General features: G+C 68.6%; 26 protein-coding genes and 1 pseudogene. 16 read left to right on the top strand and 11 right to left on the bottom strand.

All coding sequences use genetic code 11. From position 1 onward, the window contains the following. Positions 1–18: 18 nt before the first annotated feature. Genes FXO18_RS08920 through FXO18_RS08910 form a run of 3 tightly spaced genes read right to left on the bottom strand, consistent with a single transcriptional unit; the run spans position 19 to position 3,039 of the window. Positions 19–1,068 carry an iron ABC transporter substrate-binding protein gene (locus FXO18_RS08920; RefSeq protein WP_149360698.1) on the bottom strand — a complete coding sequence of 350 codons (1,050 nt, stop codon included), beginning with the start codon at positions 1,066–1,068 and terminating at the stop codon, positions 19–21. Between the two features lie 45 nt (positions 1,069–1,113). Next, a complete protein-coding gene (locus FXO18_RS08915; protein ID WP_149360697.1) occupies positions 1,114–2,286 on the bottom strand; it encodes an amidohydrolase in 1,173 nt (390 codons plus the stop codon). 51 nt (positions 2,287–2,337) lie between these two features. Beyond that, positions 2,338–3,039: an enoyl-CoA hydratase/isomerase family protein gene (locus tag FXO18_RS08910; protein WP_149360696.1), complete on the bottom strand. Its 702-nt coding sequence runs from the start codon at positions 3,037–3,039 to the stop codon at positions 2,338–2,340. 201 nt (positions 3,040–3,240) lie between these two features. Between FXO18_RS08910 and FXO18_RS08905 the strand changes: the two genes are divergently transcribed. Next, positions 3,241–4,218, top strand: a complete 978-nt coding sequence (locus FXO18_RS08905) for an Acg family FMN-binding oxidoreductase (RefSeq protein ID WP_187774265.1) — start codon at positions 3,241–3,243, stop codon at positions 4,216–4,218. Positions 4,219–4,230: 12 nt separating this feature from the next. On the opposite strand, the gene FXO18_RS08900 is transcribed toward FXO18_RS08905, so the two are convergent. After that, positions 4,231–4,965, bottom strand: coding sequence for an SDR family oxidoreductase (locus FXO18_RS08900; RefSeq protein WP_149360694.1), 735 nt, complete (start codon positions 4,963–4,965; stop codon positions 4,231–4,233). 5 nt (positions 4,966–4,970) lie between these two features. Next, positions 4,971–5,855 (bottom strand): universal stress protein, encoded by an 885-nt coding sequence (locus FXO18_RS08895; protein WP_187774264.1) that lies wholly within the window; start codon positions 5,853–5,855, stop codon positions 4,971–4,973. A gap of 137 nt (positions 5,856–5,992) precedes the next feature. On the opposite strand from FXO18_RS08895, the gene FXO18_RS08890 reads away from it, so the two are divergent. The 5 genes from FXO18_RS08890 (at position 5,993) to FXO18_RS08870 (ending at position 11,858) form a co-directional block, all read left to right on the top strand. Next, positions 5,993–6,634: a response regulator transcription factor gene (locus FXO18_RS08890; RefSeq protein WP_149360692.1), complete on the top strand. Its 642-nt coding sequence runs from the start codon at positions 5,993–5,995 to the stop codon at positions 6,632–6,634. Positions 6,635–6,665: 31 nt separating this feature from the next. Then, a complete protein-coding gene (locus FXO18_RS08885) occupies positions 6,666–8,375 on the top strand; it encodes a sensor histidine kinase (RefSeq protein WP_149360691.1) in 1,710 nt (569 codons plus the stop codon). Positions 8,376–8,502: 127 nt separating this feature from the next. Next, positions 8,503–9,384, top strand: coding sequence for a universal stress protein (locus tag FXO18_RS08880; RefSeq protein ID WP_149360690.1), 882 nt, complete (start codon positions 8,503–8,505; stop codon positions 9,382–9,384). Between the two features lie 39 nt (positions 9,385–9,423). Further along, entirely contained in the window at positions 9,424–10,227 is an 804-nt protein-coding gene (locus FXO18_RS08875) for a purine-nucleoside phosphorylase (protein ID WP_235900541.1), read from the top strand. A gap of 44 nt (positions 10,228–10,271) precedes the next feature. Next, entirely contained in the window at positions 10,272–11,858 is a 1,587-nt protein-coding gene (locus FXO18_RS08870) for a phospho-sugar mutase (RefSeq protein ID WP_149360689.1), read from the top strand. Positions 11,859–11,884: 26 nt separating this feature from the next. Here FXO18_RS08870 and upp read toward each other — a convergent pair whose 3' ends face one another. Then, a complete protein-coding gene (gene upp, locus FXO18_RS08865) occupies positions 11,885–12,514 on the bottom strand; it encodes a uracil phosphoribosyltransferase (protein ID WP_149360688.1) in 630 nt (209 codons plus the stop codon). Between the two features lie 179 nt (positions 12,515–12,693). Here upp and FXO18_RS08860 point away from each other — a divergent pair, with 179 nt between their 5' ends. The 5 genes from FXO18_RS08860 to FXO18_RS08845 are packed head-to-tail and all read left to right on the top strand — an operon-like array spanning position 12,694 to position 15,873. Continuing rightward, positions 12,694–13,011, top strand: a complete 318-nt coding sequence (locus FXO18_RS08860; protein WP_149360687.1) for a type VII secretion target — start codon at positions 12,694–12,696, stop codon at positions 13,009–13,011. Beyond that, positions 13,011–14,033: a C40 family peptidase gene (locus FXO18_RS08855; protein WP_149360686.1), complete on the top strand. Its 1,023-nt coding sequence runs from the start codon at positions 13,011–13,013 to the stop codon at positions 14,031–14,033. Before FXO18_RS08860 ends, FXO18_RS08855 begins: the two co-directional genes overlap by 1 nt. Next, entirely contained in the window at positions 14,030–14,317 is a 288-nt protein-coding gene (locus FXO18_RS15925) for a hypothetical protein (RefSeq protein WP_187774263.1), read from the top strand. The genes FXO18_RS08855 and FXO18_RS15925 overlap by 4 nt, the downstream gene beginning before the upstream one ends. Next, positions 14,314–14,619: a YbaB/EbfC family nucleoid-associated protein gene (locus FXO18_RS15920; RefSeq protein WP_187774262.1), complete on the top strand. Its 306-nt coding sequence runs from the start codon at positions 14,314–14,316 to the stop codon at positions 14,617–14,619. Before FXO18_RS15925 ends, FXO18_RS15920 begins: the two co-directional genes overlap by 4 nt. A gap of 9 nt (positions 14,620–14,628) precedes the next feature. Continuing rightward, on the top strand, positions 14,629–15,873 hold the full coding sequence (locus FXO18_RS08845) for a primosomal protein (protein WP_149360684.1): 1,245 nt from the start codon (positions 14,629–14,631) through the stop codon (positions 15,871–15,873). Between the two features lie 159 nt (positions 15,874–16,032). Here FXO18_RS08845 and FXO18_RS08840 read toward each other — a convergent pair whose 3' ends face one another. The 5 genes and pseudogenes from FXO18_RS08840 to FXO18_RS08825 all read right to left on the bottom strand — a co-directional run bounded on the left by FXO18_RS08840 (position 16,033) and on the right by FXO18_RS08825 (position 20,477). After that, on the bottom strand, positions 16,033–17,127 hold the full coding sequence (locus FXO18_RS08840) for an adenosine deaminase (protein ID WP_149360683.1): 1,095 nt from the start codon (positions 17,125–17,127) through the stop codon (positions 16,033–16,035). Between the two features lie 173 nt (positions 17,128–17,300). Then, positions 17,301–17,906, bottom strand: coding sequence for a hypothetical protein (locus FXO18_RS16070; RefSeq protein WP_235900540.1), 606 nt, complete (start codon positions 17,904–17,906; stop codon positions 17,301–17,303). A gap of 312 nt (positions 17,907–18,218) precedes the next feature. After that, positions 18,219–18,344, bottom strand: a pseudogene (locus FXO18_RS16250) (type IV toxin-antitoxin system AbiEi family antitoxin domain-containing protein); the annotation flags it as partial. Positions 18,345–18,721: 377 nt separating this feature from the next. Beyond that, positions 18,722–20,002: a thymidine phosphorylase gene (locus FXO18_RS08830; protein WP_149360681.1), complete on the bottom strand. Its 1,281-nt coding sequence runs from the start codon at positions 20,000–20,002 to the stop codon at positions 18,722–18,724. Between the two features lie 76 nt (positions 20,003–20,078). Then, positions 20,079–20,477, bottom strand: coding sequence for a cytidine deaminase (locus FXO18_RS08825; protein ID WP_407936456.1), 399 nt, complete (start codon positions 20,475–20,477; stop codon positions 20,079–20,081). Between the two features lie 277 nt (positions 20,478–20,754). Between FXO18_RS08825 and sdhC the strand changes: the two genes are divergently transcribed. From sdhC to FXO18_RS15915, 5 genes are all read left to right on the top strand, one after another. Beyond that, positions 20,755–21,159, top strand: a complete 405-nt coding sequence (sdhC, locus tag FXO18_RS08820; protein ID WP_149360680.1) for a succinate dehydrogenase, cytochrome b556 subunit — start codon at positions 20,755–20,757, stop codon at positions 21,157–21,159. Beyond that, on the top strand, positions 21,159–21,611 hold the full coding sequence (locus FXO18_RS08815; RefSeq protein WP_149360679.1) for a succinate dehydrogenase hydrophobic membrane anchor subunit: 453 nt from the start codon (positions 21,159–21,161) through the stop codon (positions 21,609–21,611). The genes sdhC and FXO18_RS08815 overlap by 1 nt, the downstream gene beginning before the upstream one ends. Positions 21,612–21,622: 11 nt before the next feature. Beyond that, positions 21,623–23,389, top strand: coding sequence for a succinate dehydrogenase flavoprotein subunit (sdhA, locus tag FXO18_RS08810; protein ID WP_149360678.1), 1,767 nt, complete (start codon positions 21,623–21,625; stop codon positions 23,387–23,389). Continuing rightward, positions 23,389–24,165, top strand: a complete 777-nt coding sequence (locus tag FXO18_RS08805; RefSeq protein WP_149360677.1) for a succinate dehydrogenase iron-sulfur subunit — start codon at positions 23,389–23,391, stop codon at positions 24,163–24,165. The genes sdhA and FXO18_RS08805 overlap by 1 nt, the downstream gene beginning before the upstream one ends. 180 nt (positions 24,166–24,345) lie before the next feature. After that, entirely contained in the window at positions 24,346–24,510 is a 165-nt protein-coding gene (locus FXO18_RS15915) for a hypothetical protein (protein WP_187774260.1), read from the top strand. The last annotated feature ends 13 nt before the right edge of the window (positions 24,511–24,523 follow it).

Raw genomic sequence — 24,523 nt, 5'->3', positions numbered from 1 at the left:
TCGTGCTGGTGTTCCGTGTCAGAGCAGGCCAACCTCGGTGAGGAGCTGCTGGGTCTGCTCGAGGGACTCGAGCTCGGAGAGGTCGATGTCAGGTCCCTGTAGCTCATCGAGCTGGGGGCGGCCTTCCTCGTCCACCTCGAGCGCGGGGACCACGGGGTACTCCGCGGTCTCGTCGAGGAAGTACTGCTGCGCGTCCACCGAGAGCATGGCGCGGATGACGCGCTCGGCGGCCTCCTGCTGGTCGGAGCTGACGAGGATGCCCGCTCCGGCGATGTTGACGAGGGCGCCCTCGTCGCCGGGCGCGAGGTAGTTCACCGCGGAACGCATGTTCTCCGCGCCGGTGTCCCGCGCGAGCCGGTACCAGTAGTAGTGGTTGATCAGGCCGAGCTCCACCTGGCCCTCCTCGACGGCGTTGAGGACGGCGACGTTGTTGTCATAGCGGACGGGCTCGTTGTCGCGGAATGCCTCGAGCCATTCCCGCGCCCCGTCCTCGCCGCGCGAGACGCGCAGCGCGGTGACGAATGCTTGCCAGGACGCGTTGGTGGGCGCGAAGCCGACCTTGCCGCGCCAGCGCGGATCGACGACCGCATCGATGGTGTCCGGAACCTCGGCGGCGTCGACGGCCTCGGTGTCATGGACGATGACCCGGGCCCGGCCGGAGGTAGCGACCCAGGTGCCGTCGGATGCCTGGTACGCGTCGGGCACGAGATCGAGGGTCTCGGCGTCGAGCGGAGCGAGCAGTCCGGCGCTCGCGACGGCGCCGAGCGCGCCAGCATCCTGGGCGAAGAAGATGTCGGCGGGCGAGCGGTCGCCCTCCTCCAGGATCTGCGCGGCCAGCTCGGAAGTGCTGCCGTAGCGCACGTCGATGGAGACATCGGCGAGATCCTCGAGCGTGGGGATGAGGTCGCCGACGAGCCCCTCGCCACGCCCGGAATACATCACGAGCGTGGCAGCGTCGAGGCTAGCACCCTCGTCCGCCGTCGTGGTCTCATCGGAGCCGCAGGCCGCGAGCGGTGCGGCGACCGCGATCGCGGCCAGGGCTGCGAGCATGCGCTTGCGAGTGATCACCAGTGCTCCTCGTGCTTCGATACGAACAATTGCGACTAGGCTATCCTAACCGCTGGTATCAAGCACGAGGCCCGCGAGTACCCGCACTCCATGCTCGAGCGCCCGCTCGTCGATGTCGAAAGTCGGCTGGTGCAGGTCGGACTGCGGTCCCGCGCCCGACCACACGCCGAGCCGGGCCATGGCGCCCGGCGCATGCTCGAGGTACCAGGAGAAGTCCTCTCCCCCACCGGATTGCTCGGTGGGAGCGGCCGCGCCGGGTCCGATGCGCTCGGTGGCGCGGCGCAGCATCGCCGTGGACGCGGCATCGTTGACGACAGGCGGAACGCCGCGCCGGTACCGGATCTCGAGCTCCACCCCGGTGGGCGCGATGATCGAGGTGACGATCTCCCGCACCAGCGGCTCGAGCAGCGCCCAGGTGGCGTGGTCCCCGGTGCGGATCGTGCCCCGCAGCACGCCTTCGCGGGGCAGCGCGTTGGCGGCGTCCCCCGCGTGGGCGGCCCCCCAGGCCATGACCGTGGACGTGCGGGGATCGACCCGCCGGGTGAGCAGCGCGGGAACGCTGGTGATGACCAGCCCCATGGCATAGACGAGATCCGTGGTCAGGTGCGGGCGCGAGGTATGCCCGCCCGCCGAGGAGAAGCCGATCTCCACGAAGTCCGCCGCGGAGGTGATGGCGCCCGTGCGGATGCCGATGCGGCCGACCTCGAGCCGGGGATCGCAGTGCAGCGCGAAGATCCGCGATACCCCTTCCATCGCGCCGGAGGCGATCACATCGAGCGCCCCGCCGGGCATGACCTCCTCCGCGGGCTGGAAGATCATCCGCACGCCCTGGGGCAGCTCGGGCACCGAGGCGAGAGCCAGCGCGGTGGCCAGCAGGATCGTCGCGTGCGCGTCATGGCCGCACATGTGGGAGACCCCGGGGATCGCCGACGCGTACTCGGCATTGGTGCGCTCCTGCATCGGCAACGCATCGATGTCCGCGCGGATCGTCAGCCGGCGCCCATCCGCATCGGCGGGCCCCATGTCGAGCAGCAGGCCCGTGCCACCGGGGAACCGAACCGGAGCGAGGCCCGCTGCCTGGAGCTTCTCCTCGAGGAACGCCGTGGTGCGATGCTCGGCGCGGGCAAGCTCGGGATGCCGGTGCAGGTGGCGGCGCCACTCGACGATCTGCGCCCGGTGGCTCGCCAGCCACTGCTCGATATGGCCCCACGCGGGCATCCCTGGTCTCCCTCGCTTGCTTGCTGGTTCCTTCCGTGCCGTGCGGCGCTGCTACTGGCCGAACGTGAGACCGGTGCCGCGCGTCTCGATCGCGAGATCGTCGAGCAGCGCGCCGTGGATGCTGCGCTTGATCCCCGCCAGGTTCGGGCCGCGCTTCGCGACGAGGCTCGCTGCGTGCTTGATCGCGGTGGGAAGCACATCCTCGCCCGGCACTGCGGTCTGGATGATCCCGGCACCCAGCGCGTCAGGGCCACCATAGCGGCGCCCGGTGGTCATTGCCTCGATAGCGGTCTGCTTGGGCAGGCGACTGTTGATCAAGGCAGCCATGCCCACGGTGAACGGCATGCCCAGGTCCACCTCGGGAAGGCAGAAGAAGCCGCGATCCGAGCGCATCACCTGGAAGTCGGCGGAGATCGCCATCATCGCCCCGGCACCGAAGGCGTGGCCCCCGATGGCGGCGACGGTGGGCAGGGGGAAGGAGAGCAGCCGGGAGAAGATGGTGTGCGAGCGGTCCAGGTACTCGGGCAAGCCGTCGAGGTTGCCGAAGATCCACTGCACATCGAGGCCGTTGCTGAAGAACTTGCCGGTCGCGGTGATCACCAGCGCGGCCGGCCCCTCGGACGCCTCGACCTCGTCGAGCCGCGCGTGCACGGCGTCCATCCAGTCCGGATGGAACCGGTTCTCGTTGTCGTCCTCGCCCTCGTTGCCGAGGTACAGCACGAACACTTCACCCTCGCGTGACAGATATGGCATTCCCTGAGCTTAAACCGCCCGCGCTGGAGCGGCGCACCGGTCACCGTGCTTTTGGGACTTCCGGCCCCGGCGCCACGCGCCAAGTGGCACTATCAGAGGCACGCGCGCAGCGCGATGATGGTGGAGAGCCATGCACACCGTGGCAACACGATTGCTGGCATCACCAGCACTGGCACCACGAGCAATGAGCGAGGTCGGGCCATGACCGATGAGCAGTCCATGCAGGAACGGATCCTGCGCAACGCAGTCGCGGCAGCCTCCCGCGCGCCGTCCGTCCACAACACGCAACCGTGGTCATGGACGCTGAACGGCGACCGCCTCGAGCTGTTCGCCGACCCCGATCGGCAGATGCAGGTGGCCGATCCCACGGGCCGGCAGATGATCATCAGCTGCGGCGCGATGCTCCACCACCTGTGCGTCAACCTGCACGATTCCGGCTACGACGCCACGATCGACCGCATGCCGGACCCCGAGGACCCGCAGCACCTCGCCACGGTCACCGTTGCCCGCGCGCGCTATGTCGACGAGCGGAACCGGGCACTGGCCAAGGCGATCCTCGAGCGGCGCAGCGACCGCCGCCCCCTCGGCGCGCTGAGCACCGAGGCGATCGAGCAGATCCGCGCCTCGTACCACGACGATGAGGTCTCCGCAGTGGCGATCACTGGCAGCGGCCGGGACGCGTTCCGCCGCGCCTCGGAGGTCGCGCTCGCCCAGCGCCTCCACGACGAGCCGTACCAGCGCGAGCTTTCCTGGTGGAGCGGCCACTACCGCCTGTTCGAGGGCGTGCCGCGCTCCTCGCTCGTCTCGAGCGGCACCAAGCCGACCGTGCCCTCGGGCCGGGACTTCCCCGCGGGCACCCTCACCAGCGATCACGGGCATGACGACCAGGCCACGTTGTTCGTGCTGAGCACCAGCGGCGACGCGGCCGAGGACTGGCTGCGCTGCGGCGAGGCCATGTCCGCGATGCTGCTCGCCGCCACGACCGAGCGGCTGGGCGCCTGCCCAGTAACGCATGTCACCGAGCTCGAGGAGAGCCGCGCGATCGTCCGGGAAGCCACGGAGAGCGCGGACGAGATGTATCGCTACCCGCAGGTCGTCATCCGCATCGGCGAGCGCCTCGACCCCGCCATGCCGCCCGAGACCGGTCGCCGCCCTCTCGACGAGATCCTGCGGGGCTGAGCCAGGCGGCTCCTATTCCGGCAGATCAAGCACCGTGCCGGTGAGCGCTCCGCCGTCGACGACGAACTCCGTGCCCGTGGAGTAGGTGGCCCGATGGACGAGGAAGTCCACCATGTCGGCGACCTCGCGGGGCTCGCCGAACCGCGGGATGGGCTGCCCCGCGACCACCGCATCGTCGAAACCCGCGGTCATGGGAGTGCGGATGGGCCCGGGGTGGATGCTGCACGCCCGCACTCCGCTCTCGGCGAGCTCGAGCGCGGCGGTCTTGGTGAGCCCGCGCAACGCCCACTTGCTGGCTACGTACGCGCCGATGCCGGAATAACCAGCGAGGCCCGCGGTGGAGGAGATGTTGACGATGACGCCCTTGCTGGCGCGCAGCTGCGCCGCGCAGGCACGGATGCCCAGCCACGCACCGATGAGGTTCACATCGAGAACGAGGCGGAAATCCTCGACGGATTGCTCCTCGATGGTGCCGAACCGCAGGATGCCCGCGTTGTTGACGAGCGCGCCGAGCGGTCCGCGGCTCTCCGCGAGACGAGCAGCCTCCTGCCACTGGTGCTCGTCCCGCACGTCGAGGTGGATGTGCTCGGCCCGGTCACCGAGCTGCTCCGCGAGCGCCCTGGCCTCCTCATCGAGAACGTCCGCGATGATCACGTGCATGCCTGCCGCGTGCAGGGCTTCCGCTGTCGCTGCGCCTATCCCCCGGGCTGCCCCCGTGATGATCGCTGCACGTGTTGTCGCGGACATGATGCCTACCTTTCCTCGCGCAATCCCTTCCGCACCACCACGAGCGGGCAGCGGGACGCATACATGAGTGATTCACTGGTGGAACGGAATACAAGCCCCGAGATAGGACCGCGGCCATGGCTGCCGATGACGAGGAGCGCCGCGCCGCGCGACTGGTGGGCGAGCTGCCGGGCGGGGCTGTCCTTCGTGACGATCTCGATGACCGGCACATCGGGGAAGCGGGCCCGCCAGCCCGCGAGGCGCTCGGAGAGCACGACCTTCTCGCCGGTCTCCACCGCGTCCCAGGGCAGGTCGGTGTCGTCGGCGATGGCAGTGCTGAGCTGGAAGTCGTTCCACGTGTGCACGGCCTTGAGCGCCACGCCCCGGCCCGCGGCCTCCTCGAAGGCGACCGCGATCGCATCCTCGCTGCTCCCGGCGCCATCAACCCCCACCACGACATGGCCCTCATCGGTCATGTCGCGCGGGATGACCACCACGGGGCACTTGGCCTTGGCCGCGAGCAGCGCCGGGTAGGGGGCACCGAGCCTGGTGCGCTGGCCCTGGACGGAGCCCGCGGCGATCACGAGCATGTGCGCGCGGGCAGTGATGGGGACGAATCCCGAGCCCAGCAGCCCTCCTGTCGCGATCTCGGTGATCTCGACACCCGCGATGCCCGGGGTGCTGCCCAGCGCAGCGCGTGCATCGGCGAATACCGCCTTGCCGGAACGGTTGCGCACCGAGCCGCGCGAGTGGACCAGCTGGATGCTGGTGCCGTGCATGGCGGCCTCCCGGGCGGACCAGGCGATCGCGGCATGGCATTCCGCGCTGCCATCGACGACAACCGCGATGGGCGCGCGACGGCGGGCGGCTCCTCCGCTGGAGGTGCGCGCCTTCGGGTCGGGCTGGTTCATCGTGTGCCTTTCGTTCCCGCAGCAGCCATATCTCCATGACACTGCATCCATGAGTGAATTCCGAGGGGCTTTGGAACCCTCATTATCGGCCAATGGTCCCACGTTACGATGAGAGACACAGGGTGTGAGGAGCCACGATGCATACAGTGTTCCTGGTCGATGACCATGAGGTCGTCCGGCGCGGGCTTGTCGACCTGATCAGCTCGGACCCGGGCCTCGATGTCGTGGGCGAGGCAGGGTCGTGCGCGCAGGCCCTCGCGCGGATCCCCGCGGCCCGGCCGGACGTGGTGGTGCTCGATGTGCGGCTGCCGGACGGCAACGGCATCGAGCTGTGCCGCGATCTCAAATCGGCCGATCCTTCCTTGAAGTGCTTGATCCTGACGTCGTTCACCGACGAGCAGGCGATGGTCGATGCGATCCTCGCCGGGGCAGCTGGCTACGTCATCAAGGACATCCGGGGCATGGACCTGACCAAGGCGATCACCGATGTGGCCGAGGGCAAGTCGCTGCTCGACAACCGCGCGGCAGCGGCACTGATGGCCCGGTTGCGGGACGGCGCGCAGGACGCGAGCCCGTTCCCGACCCTGACCGACCAGGAGCTGACCCTGCTCGAGCTGCTCGGGGAGGGCCTGACGAACCGGCAGATCGCTGCGCGGATGTTCCTCGCGGAGAAGACCGTCAAGAATTATGTGTCGCGCCTGCTCGCGAAGCTCGGTGTCGAGCGCCGGACACAGGCGGCGGTGCTCGCCACGCGCCTGAAGAAGCCCAAGCAGCCATAACCGACCGACAAGGAAGCGGAATCCACGCACCGTGAACCAGCCGCCACCGAACCCAGGCCGCAGCAGGATCCCTCCCGCCGATGGGGTGATCAGCGATCTGCGCAACCAGCTCGACAACCTGAGCCGGGCCCGCGACCACCTCGAGGGGCTGCTCGAGGCGATGCTCGAGGTTTCCACCGGCCTCCGGCTCGAGGACACGCTGCACAGGGTGGTGAGCGTAGGAATCCGGCTGACCGGGGCGCGCTACGGGGCGCTCGGCATCCGTGGCTCGGGGACCAAGCTGTCCCGATTCATCTACGAGGGCATCAGCGACACCGAGGCCGCACGGATCGGCCACCTGCCCGAGGGCCTGGGCATTCTTGGCCTGCTGTTCGACGAGCCGCAAGTGATCCGCCTCGCGGACCTCTCGGAGCATCCGGCCTCGGTCGGGTTCCCCGTGGACCATCCGCCGATGCGGTCCTTCCTCGGGGTGCCCATCCGCATCCGCGACCGTGTCTTCGGCAACCTCTACCTCACCGAGAAGGAGGACGGCGCGCAGTTCTCCCACGATGACGAGATCATCGTGCAGCTCCTCGCGTCCGCGGCGGGCATCGCCATCGAGAACGCCCGTCTCTACGAGGAATCCCGCGACCGGCTGCGCTGGCTCGAGGCGCTCAACGAGATCAGCAACGACCTCCTCGGCGGCTCGGACCCCTCCCACACCCTGCAGCTCGTCGCCGACCTCGCGCGGGACCTCACCTACGCCGACCACGCCTTCCTCGCCATCCCCGACGACCCGGACCTCCCGCTCGAGGACACGGACTCGTTGATCGTGGCGGTCGCCTCCGGTGCTGGGTCGACGGGCGCGCTGCAGCGGTCCATCTCCCTCGATGGCTCGCTGCCCGCGCGAGCATTCGTCGAGCAGAGCCCACTGAGCAGCGACCACTTCGCCCACCCCGCCCTCGAGACGCCGGGTGCGCGGCCCGGTCCGGCGATCGTCGTGCCGCTGCGCACCGGAGGCAACGTCAGCGGCGTGCTCGTGATGATGCGCGGTGATGACAAGACCTCCTTCGAGGAACGCCACATCACCATGATGGCGTCGTTCGCTGACCACGCCGCCCTCGCGCTGACCCTCGCTGTCGCGCAGAAGGAACGGCGCGAGCTGTCCGTGCTGTCTGACCGGGATCGGATCGCCAGGGACCTGCACGACAACGTCATCCAGCGGCTCTTCGCCGCCGGGCTGAGCCTGCAAGGCACCCTCCCACGGACCAAGAGCCCCGAGGTGCGCGACCGCCTCAACGTGCTCGTCGACGACCTGCACGACATCATCCTGGACATCCGCACCGCGATCTTCGACCTGCATTCCCGCGCCGGCACCCCCACCACCACGCTGCGCCATCGCATCCACGAGGTCGTCTCCGAGGTCACCCATGCCTCCGAGATAACCCACGCCCTCAACGTCTCCGGTCCTACCTCGGTCGTCGGGGAGAACCTCGCCAATCATGCGATCGCGGTGATCCGCGAGGCCGTCACCAATGTCGTGCGGCACTCCGGCGCGTCGAGCGTGAGCATCAAGGTCTCCGTGGCCGACGATCTCGATCTCACCATCAGCGACGATGGCACCGGCATCAGCAGCACGGGACGCCGAAGCGGACTAACCAACCTCGAGGCACGCGCCACCGAATGCAGCGGTACCTGCACCATCGACTCCGCGCCGGGCCGCGGCACCACGATCCACTGGTCCGCCCCGCTCCCCGACTGACGGGCAGGCTGCCGCGCGGTGCCATAAGTCACTCGCGCGCCAGTGACCTGTGGCCCTACCGCGCGGCACCTGCTAGCGGGAAGCTGGTAGGAGCACCCCCGGCAACCGCACGGAAAGGACCACGGCCATGCCTGTTCCCCAGCCCATCATCGTCGGCATCGACGGATCCACCAGCGCCACCAACGCCGTCCGCTGGGCAGCTCGCGAGTCCCGCCTCCGCAAGCTGCCCCTGCGCATCGTCACCGCCCTCGATGGACCCCCGCAGTACTGGGGCGACTTCGCCATCCCCTCCACCTACATCGCCGAATCCACCCGCCACGCCGAGGCACGGCTCGCCGACGCGGTGCGCACCGCCAAGGAGAGCGGCTGCACCGACGTCGACAGCGAGGTCCTCACCGGGTTCGCGCACGTCGACCTCATCACCGAGTCCAAGAATGCCCACATGCTCGTCATGGGCTCCCGCGGCATCTCCGCGTTCCGCGCCAGCCTCATCGGGTCGGTCACCCAATCCGTGATCCAGCATGTGCACTCGACCATGGTCATCATCCAGGAGCTCCCCGCCGGATGGGACACCACGCCCGCCGCCCCCGTCGTCGTCGGCGTGGACGGCTCCGAGCAGAACCGCCCCGCCGTGGAGACCGCGTTCCACGAGGCATCGCTGCGCGGCGCCGAGCTCATCGCCGTCCACGCCTGGAGCGACACCGCCCTGCCCAAGGCCCTCTCCCTGCACCAGGGCCTGCCCTGGGAGGACCTCATCAGCGAGGAGGAGGCACGCCTCGCCGAGTCCCTCGCTGGCCTCGGCGAGCAGTATCCCGACGTCGAGGTGCGCCGCCTCGTCGTCAAGGACCGGCCCGTCCGCTACCTCACCGACCTCTCGGCCGCCGCCGGGCTGGTCGTCGTCGGCAGCCGCGGCCGGGGCGGGTTCGCGAGCATGATGCTCGGCTCCACCTCCCGCGCGCTCACCCACAGCGTGCAATGCCCCCTGATGATCGTGCCCCTCGCCCGGTAGGCACCACAGCACGGGTTGATCGCCGCTAGGGTGGTGGGCGTGCGAAACATCGACAGCCCCCACGTCGTCGCCCGATCCGCCGCCAACTCCATAGCGGCGCGCACCGGCATCGCCGAGCACCCCATCGCGGTCGTGCTCGGCTCGGGATGGGCGCCCGCGGTCTCCGTGCTGGGCGCCCCCACCGCGACGATCCCCATGCCGGAGCTGCCGGGGTTCGCCGCGCCCACCGCGGCCGGGCATGGCGGCGAGATCCGCTCGTTCGATGTCGAGGGCACCCATGTGCTGGCGATGCTCGGCCGCGCGCATGCCTACGAGGCACATCCGCTCGCCACCGTCGTCCATGCCGTGCGCACCGCCTGCGCGGCCGGGGCCCGCACACTCATCCTCACCAATGCGGCCGGGGGGCTGCGCGATGGGATGGAGGTCGGCCAGCCCGTTCTGATCAGCGACCACATCAACCTCACCGGCCGCTCGCCGCTCGTCGGATCCACGTTCATCGACCTCGTCGATGCCTATTCCCCCCGATTGCGGGCGATCGCGCAGGAGATCGAGCCTGGCCTCGAGGAAGGCGTCTACGCCGGGATGCCCGGCCCGCACTTCGAGACGCCCGCCGAGATCCGAATGCTGCGCACGATGGGCGCGGACCTCGTTGGCATGTCCACCGTCCACGAGACCATTGCCGCGCGCGCCGAGGGCGCCGAGGTGCTCGGGATCTCGCTGGTGACCAACCTCGCCGCCGGGATCACCGGCGAGCCGCTCGATCACCAGGAAGTCCTCGACGCTGGCCGCGCCTCCGCCCAGTGCATGGGCACTCTCCTGCACAAGCTCGTCGCGCGGCTGTGACCTCGAGCGCTGGGACACCCCCCGCTGGGATAGCGCCGCCGGCCTTGCAGGACGCCGTGGCCCGCTGGATCGACGACGACCCCGACCCAGCGACCCGCGCCGAGCTCACTGGCCTGCCCGCCGCCGAGCTCGCGGACCGGTTCTCCGCTCCCCTCGCGTTCGGCACCGCCGGCCTGCGCGGTCCCGTCCGGGCCGGGCCCAACGGGATGAACGTCGCCGTCGTTACCCGCACCACTGCGGGCGTCGCCGCCTGGCTGCACGACCGCTGCCTCGGTGGTTCCCGCATCATCGTCGGCCGCGACGCCCGCCACGGCTCCGCGGAGTTCGCCCGCGCCGCCGCCGAGGTGCTCGCCGCCGCGGGGTTCGCCGTGACGCTGCTGCCCAGCGCGCTGCCCACGCCAGTGCTCGCGCATGCCTGCCGCGCCACCGGCGCCGCCGCGGCCGTGCAGATCACCGCATCGCACAATCCTCCCGCCGATAACGGCTACAAGCTCTACCTCGACGGTGGCGCGCAGCTCGTCTCCCCCGCCGACCGGGAGATCGAGGCCGCCATCGCGCGCGTGGGCCCGGCCCGCTCGATCCCGCGCGCCCCCGTCGAGCCATCGGGCGCCGAGCTCGTCGAGCAGTACCTCGCGACGGTCGCCGCCTTGCCGCGTGGCACCGCCCGGGACACGCGCATCGCGCTGACCCCCCTGCACGGCGTAGGCGGCGAGATCGCCGTGGAAGCACTGCGCCGCGCGGGATTCACCGATGTGCACGTCGTTGAGCAGCAGTTCACCCCCGACCCTGCCTTCCCCACCGTGGCGTTCCCCAACCCCGAGGAGCCGGGAGCCACCGATCTGCTGCTCGATCTCGCCCGCTCCATCGGCGCGGACGTCGCCATCGCGCTGGACCCGGACGCCGACCGGTGCGCGGTGGGCGTGCCCGGCCCCACTGGCTGGCGGATGCTGCGCGGGGACGAGGCCGGAGTACTGCTCGGCGACGACATCCTCTCCGCGACCAGCGGCGATCGCCTCGTCGCCACGACCATCGTCTCCTCGAGCATGCTCGGCCGCATCGCCGCCCCGCATGGCGCCCGCTACGCCGAGACCCTCACCGGGTTCAAGTGGCTCGTCCGCGCAGGGCAGGGGCTCGTGTTCGCCTACGAGGAAGCGATCGGCCTGTGCGTGGACCCCGCGCACGTCCGCGACAAGGACGGCATCTCCGCCACCATCGCCATGTGCGACCTCGTGGCCCGGCTCAAGCACGACCAACGCACCCTCCTCGACGAGCTCGACCGGCTCGCCGCCGAGCATGGCGTGCACGTCACCGACCAGGTATCGCGCCGCTTCGAGGATCTCGACGAGATCACCGCGGCCATGCAACGACTGCGCGAGGCGCTGCCCACACAGCTAGGCGGGGAGCCAGTGACCGTCGAGGACCTGCACGCCGCGCGCGGGCAGCGCCGCACCGATGCGGTGATCCTGCGCACCGATCACCTGCGCATCGTCGTACGTCCCTCGGGCACCGAGCCGAAGCTCAAGTGCTATCTGCAGGCCGTCGCTGACGTCGTCGGCGGCAACCTCGATGCGGCTCGCGCACGGGCAGAGGAAACCCTCGAGCACGGGCGCGGGTTTGCCCGCGAGCTCTAGCGGGGCTGGCTGGATGGCTGGGCTGGCTAGATGTAGCGCGGCCCGAACTGGCGATCACCAGCATCACCGAGGCCGGGCACGATGAACGCGTCGTCATTGAGCCGGTCATCGACGGCAGCAGTGACCACGCGCACCGGGAAGCCCGACTTCTCCAGGGCCTGTAGCCCTTCTGGCGCGCACACCACGCACACCGCAGTGATATCGGTGGCCCCCCGCTGGACGAGCAGTTCCAGCGTGTGCAGCAGCGAGCCACCAGTCGCCAGCATCGGGTCGAGCACGAACACGGGCAGGCCAGCGAGATCCGCCGGCAGTGCCTCGAGGTAGGGGCGCGGCTCGTGGGTGTGCTCATCGCGCGCCATGCCCACGAAGCCGGTCTGCGACTCGGGGACCATCAAGCTCGCCTGGTCGACCATGCCCAGCCCGGCCCGCAGGACCGGAACCAGCAGCGGAGGCGTGGCCAGCCGCTCCCCCTGGGCGGTCGCTACCGGGGTCGCCACATCGAATGCCTCGGTGCGGGCATCGCGCATCGCTTCATAGATCAGCATCTGGGTGAGCTCGCGCAAGGCTGATCGGAACACCGCTCGGTCGCTGCGGGCATCGCGCAGCGTCGTGAGCCGGACAGCAGCGAGCGGATGATCAACGACCCGTGTCTCCATGAGAAACGAGCCTATCGGTTCCGCCCTCCGCGCACCGGTCGCGGCCGCCGGATGAGACATTCGAACTTTTTTCGGCCCCTCGGGAACCAAACGGGTACCGCGATGCGTCCATGTTTCTTGTAGCGACCAATTTGCGATCAGCGCGCCACTGCGGCGCGGATAGAGAAAGGTGATGCGCCATGACCGGGATTACCGCGGACCCCGCTGGCATCGACGAGTTCGGCCGGCGGCTCGCGCAGCAATCACAGGAGATCGCCGGGCTCGCCGATACCGTCGCTGCCTTGCGGCCAGAGATCGCGACGAACGCCCTCGGACCGATCGGAGCAGGCTTCCTCGCTGCCTATGCCGCCGCGCAGGAGCGCTACCGGCACAATGTCGCCGCCACGAGCGCGGCATGCGCCCACAATGCCGATGCCGCGCACCACGCTGCCGATCTGTACCGGCGTGGCGATGCCGATAGCGCTGCCCGCCTCGCCCAGGCAGGAGGGCTGGCCTGATGATCGACGTGATGCTGCTGAAGAAGCCGCTCGACGATCTCGCCGCCACCCTCGGCACGGGGATCGTCCCGGGCGCCGACCCGGTGGCGGAGTTCTCGCGGGTCTCCACCACGCTGCAGCAGGTGGGCGACGCGGGCATGAGCGCGGTCAAGCAGATCGAGCCTGCCTGGCAAGGCATCGCCGCGGAGGCCGCCGCGAACGCCTCGCGCGACATCACCACCGCCACCGATGTGCTCGCCCAGGATGGGCAGGAGCTCAGCGTCAACTGGCTCGCCGCGCTCGAGGCGATCCTGCGCGGGGTGGGTGATCTCGCCCTGATCGGCGCCTCGTTCGTCGCCGTGCTGCAGAACTCCAAGGCATTGCTGAGCAATCCCATCGGGCAGCTCGTCCTGCTCAAGGAGGCCCTCGATCACCTCTCGCGCGCTATCGATGTGGTGATCCGGCTGAGCACCGAGCTCAGCGAGGCTTCCGGGAACCTCGACGCGATCGGCAGCGGCATGCCCGCGCTGCCCGGGAGCGGCGCTGGGCAGTCGGCCATGTCGGCGATGAGTGCCTTCGGTCCGTCGATGGGCTCCGACGGTGCCTCCGTCTCGCTCGCCTCCGACGGTGGCAGCAGCGACTTCACTGGCGGCACCACCGTTCAGCTGCCGGACGGAAGCACCACGGTAGCGCCGACGCCCGAGGCCGCCGCTGCGGTGCGCAACGCGCTCAGCCAGCAGGGCGTTCCCTATGTGTGGGGCGGCACCTCGCCGGGCTCCGGGTTCGATTGCAGCGGCCTCACCCAGTGGGCCTACGGAGAGAGCGGCGTCGAGATCCCCCGGCTCGCCCAGGAGCAGAGCGTCGGCACCCCCGTGGCCGTCGACCAAGCGATGGCCGGTGATCTCGTCGTGTGGGACGGCCATGTCGCGATGGCCCTCGGCAACGGACAGATGGTGGAAGCAGGGAACCCGGTGAGCGTGTCCCCCATCCGCACGGACAACCTGGGGCAAGCGTTCTACGGCGTCTATAGGCCGACCGCATGAACGGGGTCACGGTGAGCGCGGACGACAATGGCCTGCCCACGCGCATCGAGCTGTCGCACACGGCATTGCGACTCGGTGGGAAGCAGCTCGCCGCAGAGATCCTGCGGCAATGCCACGGGGCCGCGGTGGCCGGCGGGGTCCGGTCGCGCCAGGAGCTCGCAGCCCTCGGCATCGACCGCCGCACCCTCGATGCAGTAGGGCTGCCCACCGCCGCGGAGCTTGCCAAGCTCCAGGGACCAGCGTCCGCCGCGACCATGCTCGACAAGATGGGAATCACCCGGTGATCGATTTCGCGGAGACGCTCCAGCGGGCCCAGGCCCAGCGTGATGCCCTCGACGATGCCCTGTCCGGGCTCGCCACCCTGCGCGGGCGCGGCGAGAGCGCCGATGGCCAGATCGTCGCCGAGGTATCAGCACAGGGCAAGCTCGTCGCCCTCGAGATCGCCGATGCCGTGACGCGCCTCCCCGCGCGCGAGGTGTCGGAACTGATCCTCGAGGCCACCAACCGGGCCGCCGCGGCCGCCGCGGAATCACGGCTCGCGCGCTACGCCGAGCTGGGCCGTGCTTTCGGCGCGACCGATGGTTAGGCTGTGCGCATGGCAGGAGACATCGTCCCCATCGAGCTTGGCCTGACCGACGGCGACGTCGTGACGCTGTGGGTACCGCAGTGGCGCGAGGGCGACGACGAGTGGCAGGCCTTCCTCGGGCGCGACGAGGACTTCTTCGTGTTCGACGGAGTCGCTGAGCTCGCCGCGTTCATCCGCAACGACGACGACCATGACCTTGTCGAGCATCCGGCCTGGCATGTCGTCAAGGCATTGTCCGCCGCCGAGCTCGAGCCCGACGACGAGCACCTCTTCGACCTCGTGGGCGTGCCGGAGCTGGCCGCAGGCACTCCCGATGCGTTGACCGTCGCGGAGCTCGATGACGTCCTGTCCATGGCTCGCAACCTCGGCGATGCCTGCGAGCTCGACGTCGTGATCGATTTCTTCGACTCGCATCCCGAGCTGGGCAAGCTCTCACTCGGTCACGCTGCCTTCACCGGATCGAGCGGCGCCAAGACATGGACCGAGATCGGCAAGGCCATCGTTGACGGCTGGGATGCCGTGCTCGATGCCATCGACGAGGCAGTGACCACTCCTGATGTCGACGAGTCGGCCGTGGCGCTCGCCGAGGCCGAGCTGCTCGCTGCCGACGAGAACGATGTCGAGGCCGACGATGCCGCCGACGACAGCGACGACGTGGACCCGCTGGACGAGGACGACGACGAGGAAGACGACAGCGAGGACGAGGACGACTTCTGGACCCACGTCGGGATCGACCCCATCAAGATCATTAATGGGCGGGATGAGTTCTACACCCTGCGCTGCTACCTCGACGACGTACCGATCTTCCTCGGCAAGGACGGCACCATCTACGCCTTCCGCACCGCCCGCGCGCTCGCCCGCTACCTCGCCGACCCCCACGACCACGAGCTCGCCGAGATCAGCACCTACCCCGAGATCGCCACTGCCGCCACCGACGGATCCCTCGACATCACCGTCATCGACGACAACACCTACCTGCTCACCGGGCTCGTCGAAGACCTCGCCTCCGGGCCCAAGCACGTCGACTCCGAGCAACTCGACCTCGCCGTCGAACTGCTCAACGACGCTGCCGACTTCGCCGACGATGACTCGGTGGAGAACGCCCTCGCCAAGACCACTCCCCTCGGCTGGTACGTCTCCTACCTGCTCAATCCTGATCCGAACCGCCTCGCCCCCTCCGCGCCCCACGATGCCGAGGCCACCGCGTTCCGCGACCTCATCCACGAGCTCGAGGGCCGCCTCCGCATCATGTGATGCCAGTCCTGTGGCTGGCGCTTGGGCTTGGACTCGCGCTTGGGCTCGGGCTCGGGCGCGGGCGCGAGTGTGCGAATTACGACAGCTTCATCGCGAAATGTTGTCGTTCTTCGCACACTCGTGCGGCATTCGCACACTCGCGGCGACCACGCCCCGCACCTAGCCGACCAGCACCGCGTAGCCCGGCTTGATGACGTCATCGATCAACGCCAGCCGCTTGTCGAACTGGTAGAACGCCGACTTCATCGCGTTGATCGTGAACCGCTCCAGATCGCTCCAGCCATAACCGAACGCCTCGACGAGCTTCAGCATCTCCTCGCTCATCGAGGTGTGACTCATCAACCGGTTGTCCGTGTTCACCGTGACCCGGAACCGCAAGCGCGCCAAGGCATCGAACGGATGCTCCGCGATGCTCGACGCCGCGCCCGTTTGCACGTTCGAGCTCGGGCACAGTTCCAGCGGGATCCGCTTGTCCCGCACATAGTTCGCCAGCAGGCCCAGCTTCGCTGAGCCATCCGCGCCCACCGCGATGTCATCCATGATCCGCACCCCGTGACCCAGCCGATCGCATCCGCAGTACGCCACCGCCTCATGGATCGACGGCAAGCCGAACGCCTCCCCCGCGTGAATGGTGAAATGCGCGTTCTCCCGCTGCAGGAACTCGAACGCATCGAGATGCCGCGACGGCGGAAACCCTGCCTCCGCGCCCGCGATGTCGAACCCGCACGCGCCCCGGTCCCGGAACCGCACCATCAGCTCCGCGATCTCCCGCGACCGCGCCGCATGCCGCATGGCCGTCACCAGGCACCGCACGACGATCACGCGCCCCCGCTCCTCCCGGACCGCGCGGATCCCCTCCTCGAAGCCGGCGATTGTCTGCTCCATAACCTCATCGAGCGACAAGCCTCCGTCGAGGTGCTGCTCCGGCGCGAACCGCACCTCCGCGTACACCACTCCGTCCGCAGCCAGGTCCTCCACGCATTCGCGCGCTACCCGCCGCAGCGCGCCGGCCGTCTGCATCACCGCGACCGTGTGCGCGAATGTCTCCAGGTACAGCTCCAGCGAGCCGCTATCAGCAGCGTCCCGGAACCACACGCCGAGCTCGGCCTCATCGCGCGACGGCAGCCCCTCGTAGCCGACCTCATCAGCCAGCTCGATCACTGTGCGCGGCCGCAGCCCACCATCGAGATGATCATGCAGCAACACCTTCGGCGCCAGGCGGATCGAAGCCAGATCAAGCGGTGCAGCAGTCATGCCACCGACGGTAGCGGAACGCCCCAGCGCTAGCAGGCCATCGCGGGCCGGGGGCGGGCGCCGCCCAGCATCTGCTAGCTAATGTCACGTTTCCGCGGTCGTGTCGCGGCGTGGCGCGTGACATTGGCCAGCAGATTTCCGGCAAGGGCGTGCGGCCCTCCAAGCCTGAACCCTCATCTCGGCAACGTCGCACCACCCGGCACCGCAGAGGGCCAGTCCTCTGGCGCCGGTTCGACCGGCCCCTTCCCCGGCTCGTGCTTCCACCACTGCATCGGAACCCTTCGCGCCGGATTCCGCACGAGGAGCCCGGCCATGCGCGCGCCCAGGTCATCAAGGTCCTGGGTGTGCTGGTATCCAAACCGCAGAAGGTCCAGGCCACACTGGTTCCGAAGAATCCACTCACGCTCGGCCTGCCGCATGACAATGCTATTCGCATCCGGACGGTCGTTGTACTTCACGGCACCATCTGCCTCGACGGCCGCCCAGTGATGCGGCCACAAGCCGTCGACGCGAAACTGCGGATGGCCTGGGCCAACCCAGGCATTCGGCACCATTCCGGGCAAACCAGCCTGGATACCAGCGAACCTTCCGAGGCTCTCGAGCGGAGACTCCGCGGCAGGCGATGCGTGCGCGGCGACCCATCGTGCGCGGACCGCCCCCTTCCAGCCCGCCAGGTGGGAGGCCGACTCGGTGAGATCCGCGCCCCGGCGGGCCGCCGCGTCGGCCACCATCAATGCTGTCGGCAACGGGGCATCAAGCGCCACTGTGGCCGCCGCCATACCTAGGCTGACTACGCGAGCCCCTTGTGCCACGTCACGATGGTGTTCCGTTAGCGTCGCCCGGCGCACCCGCGCCACGCCTGAGGACCATCCGCCAGCACTGCCGAATGACGGCGCGATGGCGTCCACCCGCTGGGGCGGCGAGCCTCGCGATGGCAATCCCCACACGCACGCGGCGGACCAGCCCGAGAGATGCAGTCCTGCTGGCGCATTGCGCGCGAACGCAGCCATGCACAGGGCGAACATCTCCCACGGTGGCAGCCTCGGCCGCGACTCGACGTCTGCATACATCGTGGGCATGGGTCGCAGCAGCTTCCCAGATGCGACGAGTCGCGCGAGGCGTTGTCTGCTGATCCCGGATTCACGGGCCTCCGTTGCGTGGATGACGCCACGATGGCGGTGCAGGAGGTAGCGGATATCTGCTGGAATGGCTGGCACGGAGGCCAATCGTGCCGCTTCTCGCCGACCTCACCGGGCTTCCAGCCGTGATCTGTGGATGGTTCATTGTTTGTCCACAAGCAGCCTGGATTGGTCAGCCCAGGTGCTAGGGCCTGGCTGGTCCGCCGACGGCCAAGCATTACGGCGAGTGCCCGGGAAATCCTGCGCGCCTGGGACCTCCGGGACATCCGGCGCGCCTCGCACCGGGCGCCTCGCACCGGCCGCCGGGCGCCGCACAGGATTTGCTGGCTAATGTCACGTTTCCGCGGTCGTGTCGCGGCGTGTCGCGTGACATTAGCCAGCAGATTTCCAGCAGACCCGCGCCAGCAGCCAGCAGCCAGCAGCCAGCCCCACCACCCAGCAGCCAACCAACCCGCCTAGGCGATGCGCTCGTGCACGAGCACCCGTCGGGGCGCGGATTCCCCGATGCTCCATGCGCCGTCGAGCGCCGCGAGCGCGGCGGGGATGCGCTCGGGGGTGTCGGTGTGCAGCGTGATGAGGGGTTGTCCGGCGGTGATGGTGTCGCCGACCTGGGCATGCCATTGGACACCGGCGGCTGCTTGCACAGGGTCGCCGAGCTTCTGGCGTCCTGCGCCGAGCCGCCAGGCTGCGACGCCCACTCCCATCGCGTCGAGGTGGGTGAGGACACCACTGCGGGGAGCGGCAATGGTCTCGGTGGCGCGAGCGGTGGGCAACTCGGCATCAGGGTCGCCGCCCTGGGCCCGGATCATCTTCTTCCAGGTGTCCATGGCGCGGCCGTCGGCGAGGGCGTCGGCGGGGTCGGTTCCGGTGATGCCTGCGGCGTCGAGCATCTCGCGGGCGAGTGCGAGGGTGAGCTCGATGACGTCGGCGGGCCCGCCGCCTTGCAGGACCTCCACGGATTCGCGTACTTCGAGGGCGTTGCCGGCAGTGAGTCCGAGTGGGGTGCTCATGTCGGTGAGCAGCGCGGTGGTGCGCACGCCGGAGTCGTTGCCGAGGTCGACCATGGTGCGGGCGAGCTCGTGGGCGTCGTCGCGGTTCTTCATGAAGGCGCCAGCACCGGCCTTGACGTCGAGGACGAGGGCGCTGGTTCCCTCGGCGATCTTCTTGCTCATGATGGAGCTCGCGATGAGCGCGATGGACTCGACGGTGCCGGTGACGTCGCGCAGCGCGTAGAGCTTCTTGTCGGCGGGGGCGAGACCGCTTCCGGCGGCGCAGATGACGGCTCCGGTGCCACGGAGCTGGGCCATCATCTCGTCATTGGACAGGGATGCGCGCCAGCCGGGGATGGATTCGAGCTTGTCGAGGGTGCCGCCGGTGTGGCCGAGCCCCCTTCCGCTGAGCTGGGGCACGGCCGCGCCGCACGCGGCGACCAGCGGCGCGAGGGGCAGGGTGATCTTGTCTCCGACGCCGCCGGTGGAGTGCTTGTCCACGGTGGGCGCGCCGAGATGCCGGAAGTCCATGCGCTCGCCGGAGTCGATCATGGCGTGGGTCCATTGGGCGATCTCGGTGCGGTCCATGCCGCGCAGGAGGATGGCCATGGCTAGGGCGGACATCTGCTCGTCGTGGACGTCGCCGCTGGTGTAGGCGTCGATGATCCAGTCGATCTGTCCGGCGGTGAGTGCGTGTCCGTCGCGCTTGGCCCGGATGATGGTGACGGCGTCGTGGTGGATGCTCATGGATTGCTGTTCCTTGCTCTCGACAGGTTCGGAGGCGTGGCTGGCTGCTGCGGCCAGCCAGAGGGCCGCGAGCGTGCTATTGCTGCCCGGCGGCGTAGTCGTCGGGGCCGAAGGCGTGCGGGAGGAGCTCACCGAGCGGGATGGGACCGCCCGGGGCGCCGATGAGCATGGTGGGGCCGCCGTGCTCGTGGAGGAGCTGGCGGCAGCGGCCGCACGGCATGAGGTACTCGCCGCGGCTGTCCACGCAGGCGAGCGCGGCAAGGCGCCCGCCGCCAGTGGTGTGGAGCTGGGAAACGACGCTGCATTCGGCGCAGAGGGTGAGCCCGAATGAGATGTTTTCCACATTGCAGCCTGTGATGATCCGGCCGTCGGTTGTGGTAGCCGCAGCTCCGACGGGAAATCGCGAGTAGGGGGCGTAGGCGTTGCGCATGGTTTCGATTGCTGCGCTACGCAGGGTTTTCCAGTCGGCTACCATAGGTATCACCGTGGTTTCGTGTCGGGTTTTCTGTTAGTGGGACGGGGTGCACCACGGCCATGCAACTAAATATGGCAAGGCAACCCTAAATAATACCCGCAGGTCAAAACCTTATATCCGGCTGCAACTCACGGATCTGGAGGGACTACAGTTCTCTGTGTCAGCTTAGGTTCACGCCGGACCTCTGTCGCGAAGCGCCCTGCTGACACACACAACACAGGGACGCGCCTGACGGGACCTGCGGCGCCCACCGATGACACTGGAGGCAGAGCTCTCAATGACCAGCACACAAGACGCCACTGGGCAGGTGGTGCGCACACGATCGATATACCGGGGCGATCCCGGCATGTGGTCCTGGGTCCTGCATCGGATCACAGGCGTCACACTCTTCTTCTTCTTGTTCGTGCATGTCCTCGACACCGCGCTCGTCCGGGTCAGCCCCGAGATGTATGACGCGGTCATCGAGACGTACAAGAACCCTATCGTCGGCACGCTCGAGCTCGGTCTGCTCGGCGCCGTCGTCTATCACGCGTTCAATGGCCTCCGGGTGATCCTCATCGACTTCTGGTCCAAGGGGCCGAAGTACCAGCGGATCATGTTCTGGATCGTGCTCGCCATCTCCGTCGCGATCATGATCCCCGCCTCTGGCCGCATCTTCTACTTGCTGTTCGGGAGCTTGTGATGACTTCTCCGGAGAACCCCGCCGCCAAGACAGTGGCCACGTCGTTCGATCGCCCCGCCGCGTTGTCGCTGCCCCGCACCCCGCGGCGGCGCAACACCAACAACTTCGAGATGTGGGCATGGCTGTTCATGCGCATCTCGGGGCTGCTACTGATCTTCCTGGTCATCGGCCATATCTCGATCATGCTGCTGCTCGACGACGGCGTGCACCGCATCAACTTCGCGTTCGTCGCTGGCCGCTGGGCGAGCCCGTTCTGGCAGTTCTGGGACTTGTCCATGCTGTGGCTCGCGCAGCTGCACGGGGGCAACGGCCTGCGCACGGTCATCAATGACTACGCGCGCAAGGACTCGACCCGCTTCTGGCTGCAGACGCTGCTGGCCATCTCGATCGTGCTCATCACCGTGCTGGGCACGTACGTAATCTTCACGTTCGACCCGAACATCACAGGCTGAGCGAGGCACACATGCAAGAACACCGTTACGACGTGATCATCGTCGGCGCTGGCGGCGCCGGAATGCGCGCCGCCATCGAGGCTGGTCCGCGCGCCCGCACCGCCGTGCTGACAAAGCTCTATCCCACCCGTTCGCATACCGGCGCGGCCCAGGGCGGCATGTGCGCCGCGCTGGCGAACGTCGAGGAGGATAACTGGGAGTGGCACACCTTCGACACCGTCAAGGGTGGCGACTACCTCGTTGACCAGGACGCCGCGGAGATCATGGCCAAGGAGGCCATCGACGCGGTCCTCGATCTCGAGAAGATGGGCCTGCCGTTCAACCGCACGCCCGAGGGCAAGATCGACCAGCGGCGCTTCGGTGGCCACACCCGCGACCACGGCAAGGCTCCGGTGCGCCGGGCTTGCTACGCCGCGGACCGCACCGGCCACATGATCCTGCAGACCCTCTACCAGAACTGCGTCAAGCATGGCGTGGAGTTCTTCAACGAGTTCTACGTGCTCGACCTGTGCCTGAGCGAGACCGACGAGGGCACCGTTGCCACCGGCGTGGTGGCCTACGAGCTCGCCACCGGCGAGATCCACGTCTTCCATGCGAAGTCGATCGTGTTCGCCACCGGCGGCTCGGGCCGCATGTACAAGACCACCTCGAACGCCCACACCCTCACCGGTGACGGCATGGCGATCGTGCTCCGCAAGGGCCTGCCGCTCGAGGACATGGAGTTCCACCAGTTCCATCCGACAGGCCTAGCTGGCCTCGGCATCCTCATCTCCGAGGCAGTGCGCGGCGAGGGCGGCATCCTCCGCAACGCCGACGGCGAGCGCTTCATGGAGCGCTACGCGCCGACCATCAAGGACCTCGCCCCGCGTGACATCGTGGCCCGGTCGATGGTCCTCGAGGTCCTCGAGGGCCGCGGCGCTGGCCCGAACAAGGACTACGTCTACATCGACGTGACCCACCTCGGCGCGGACGTGCTCGAGGAGAAGCTGCCGGATATCACCGAGTTCTCCCGCACCTACCTCGGTGTCGACCCGGTGACCGAGCTCGTGCCCGTGTTCCCCACCTGCCACTACGTGATGGGCGGCATCCCCACCCTCGTCACCGGCGAGGTGCTCAAGGACAACGACACCATCGTCAAGGGCCTCTACGCGGCCGGCGAGTGCGCGTGCGTATCGGTGCATGGCGCGAACCGCCTGGGCACCAACTCGCTGCTCGACATCAACGTGTTCGGCCGCCGCGCCGGCATCGCTGCTGCCGACTACGCCACCCAGTCGGAGCTCGTGCCGCTGCCCGAGTCCCCCGAGGGCATGGTGCAGGAGTGGATGAAGCTCATGCTGTCGGATCGCGGCAACGAGCGGGTCGCCGATATCCGCATCGAGCTGCAGGCGACCATGGACCGCAACGCTTCGGTGTTCCGCACCGAGGAGACCCTCAAGCAGGCGCTCGAGGATGTCCGCGTGCTCAAGGAGCGCTACAGCCGGGTCCAGGTGCAGGACAAGGGCAAGCGGTACAACAGCGACCTTCTCGAGGCCGTGGAGCTCGGGTTCCTCCTCGAGCTCGCCGAGGTCACCGTGGCCGGTGCATTGAACCGCAAGGAATCCCGCGGCGGGCACGCCCGCGAGGATTATCCGGACCGGGACGACACCAACTTCATGCGCCACACCATGGCCTACAAGCAGGTGCCGAAGGACAGCCGCGCGCCGCTGATCTCCGACATCACGCTGGACTACAAGCCAGTGACCTTCACCCGCTACGAGCCGATGGAGCGTAAGTACTGATGACTGCCACCGTTTCCGCCGAGACAGGCCAGCGTCCACTTCCGCCGGTGCCCGAGGGCGCGACGATGGTCACGCTCAAGATCCGGCGCTTCAACCCGGAGAACCCGGACGCGCAGGGCTTCGAGGAGTTCGAGGTCCCCGCGCTGCCGTCCGACCGGCTGCTGAACCTGCTGCACCACGTCAAGTGGTACCTCGATGGCTCGCTGACGTTCCGTCGCTCGTGCGCGCACGGCGTGTGCGGATCCGATGCCATGCGCATCAACGGCGTCAATCGGCTCGCCTGCAAGATCCTCATGAAGGACCTGCTGTCGAAGGACGGCAAGCCGATCACGATCACCGTCGAGCCGATCCGCGGGCTGCCGGTCGAGAAGGACCTCATTGTCGACATGGAGCCGTTCTTCGACGCGTTCCGTGCCGTCAAGCCGTTCCTCATCGCCAACGGCCAGGAGCCGACGCGCGAGCGCATCCAGTCGCAGGAGGATCGCGCTCGCTTCGACGACACGACCAAGTGCATCCTGTGCGCCTGCTGCACCACCTCGTGCCCCGTGTTCTGGCATGACGGCTCGTACTTCGGGCCCGCAGCGATCGTCAACGCGCACCGGTTCATCTTCGATAGCCGCGACGAGGGTGCCGCCGAGCGTCTTGAGATCCTCAACGACATGGATGGTGTGTGGCGCTGCCGCACCACGTTCAACTGCACCGACGCATGCCCTCGTGGCATCCAGGTGACCAAGGCCATCCAGGAGGTCAAGCGGGCGCTGCTGTTCGCCCGCTGACCAGCGCTAGCACCAGGAGGGGCACCCCGTGACCGGGGTGCCCCTCCTTGCGTTCCCCGGACCGGCCCGGACACCCTGGTTCGGACACCCTGCGCCACCAGCACGCGGGCCATTGCGACCACCAGGGCGCGGTAGGCTGGTGGAGGGCACGCCGGCCCGCTCGAAACTAGGGAGACCCCGATGTCTGATCATGTCCTCCACCACCACGAGCCGCCGAACGATGACCTTGCGATGCGCGCCACCAATATCGTGGCCTCGCATAGCGAGAACGCGAAGGAATGCCGTGAGTTCCTCGACATGCTCGGGCTCGACACCACCCCTCCCCCGGTAGTACCGGCGGACTGAGGCCCCGAGGGGC

This window comes from Lolliginicoccus suaedae, assembly GCF_008312885.1.
Lineage (GTDB): Bacteria > Actinomycetota > Actinomycetes > Mycobacteriales > Mycobacteriaceae > Lolliginicoccus > Lolliginicoccus suaedae.
Note: the sequence above shows the minus strand (reverse complement) of the source record. Positions and strands in the feature narration are given on the sequence as shown.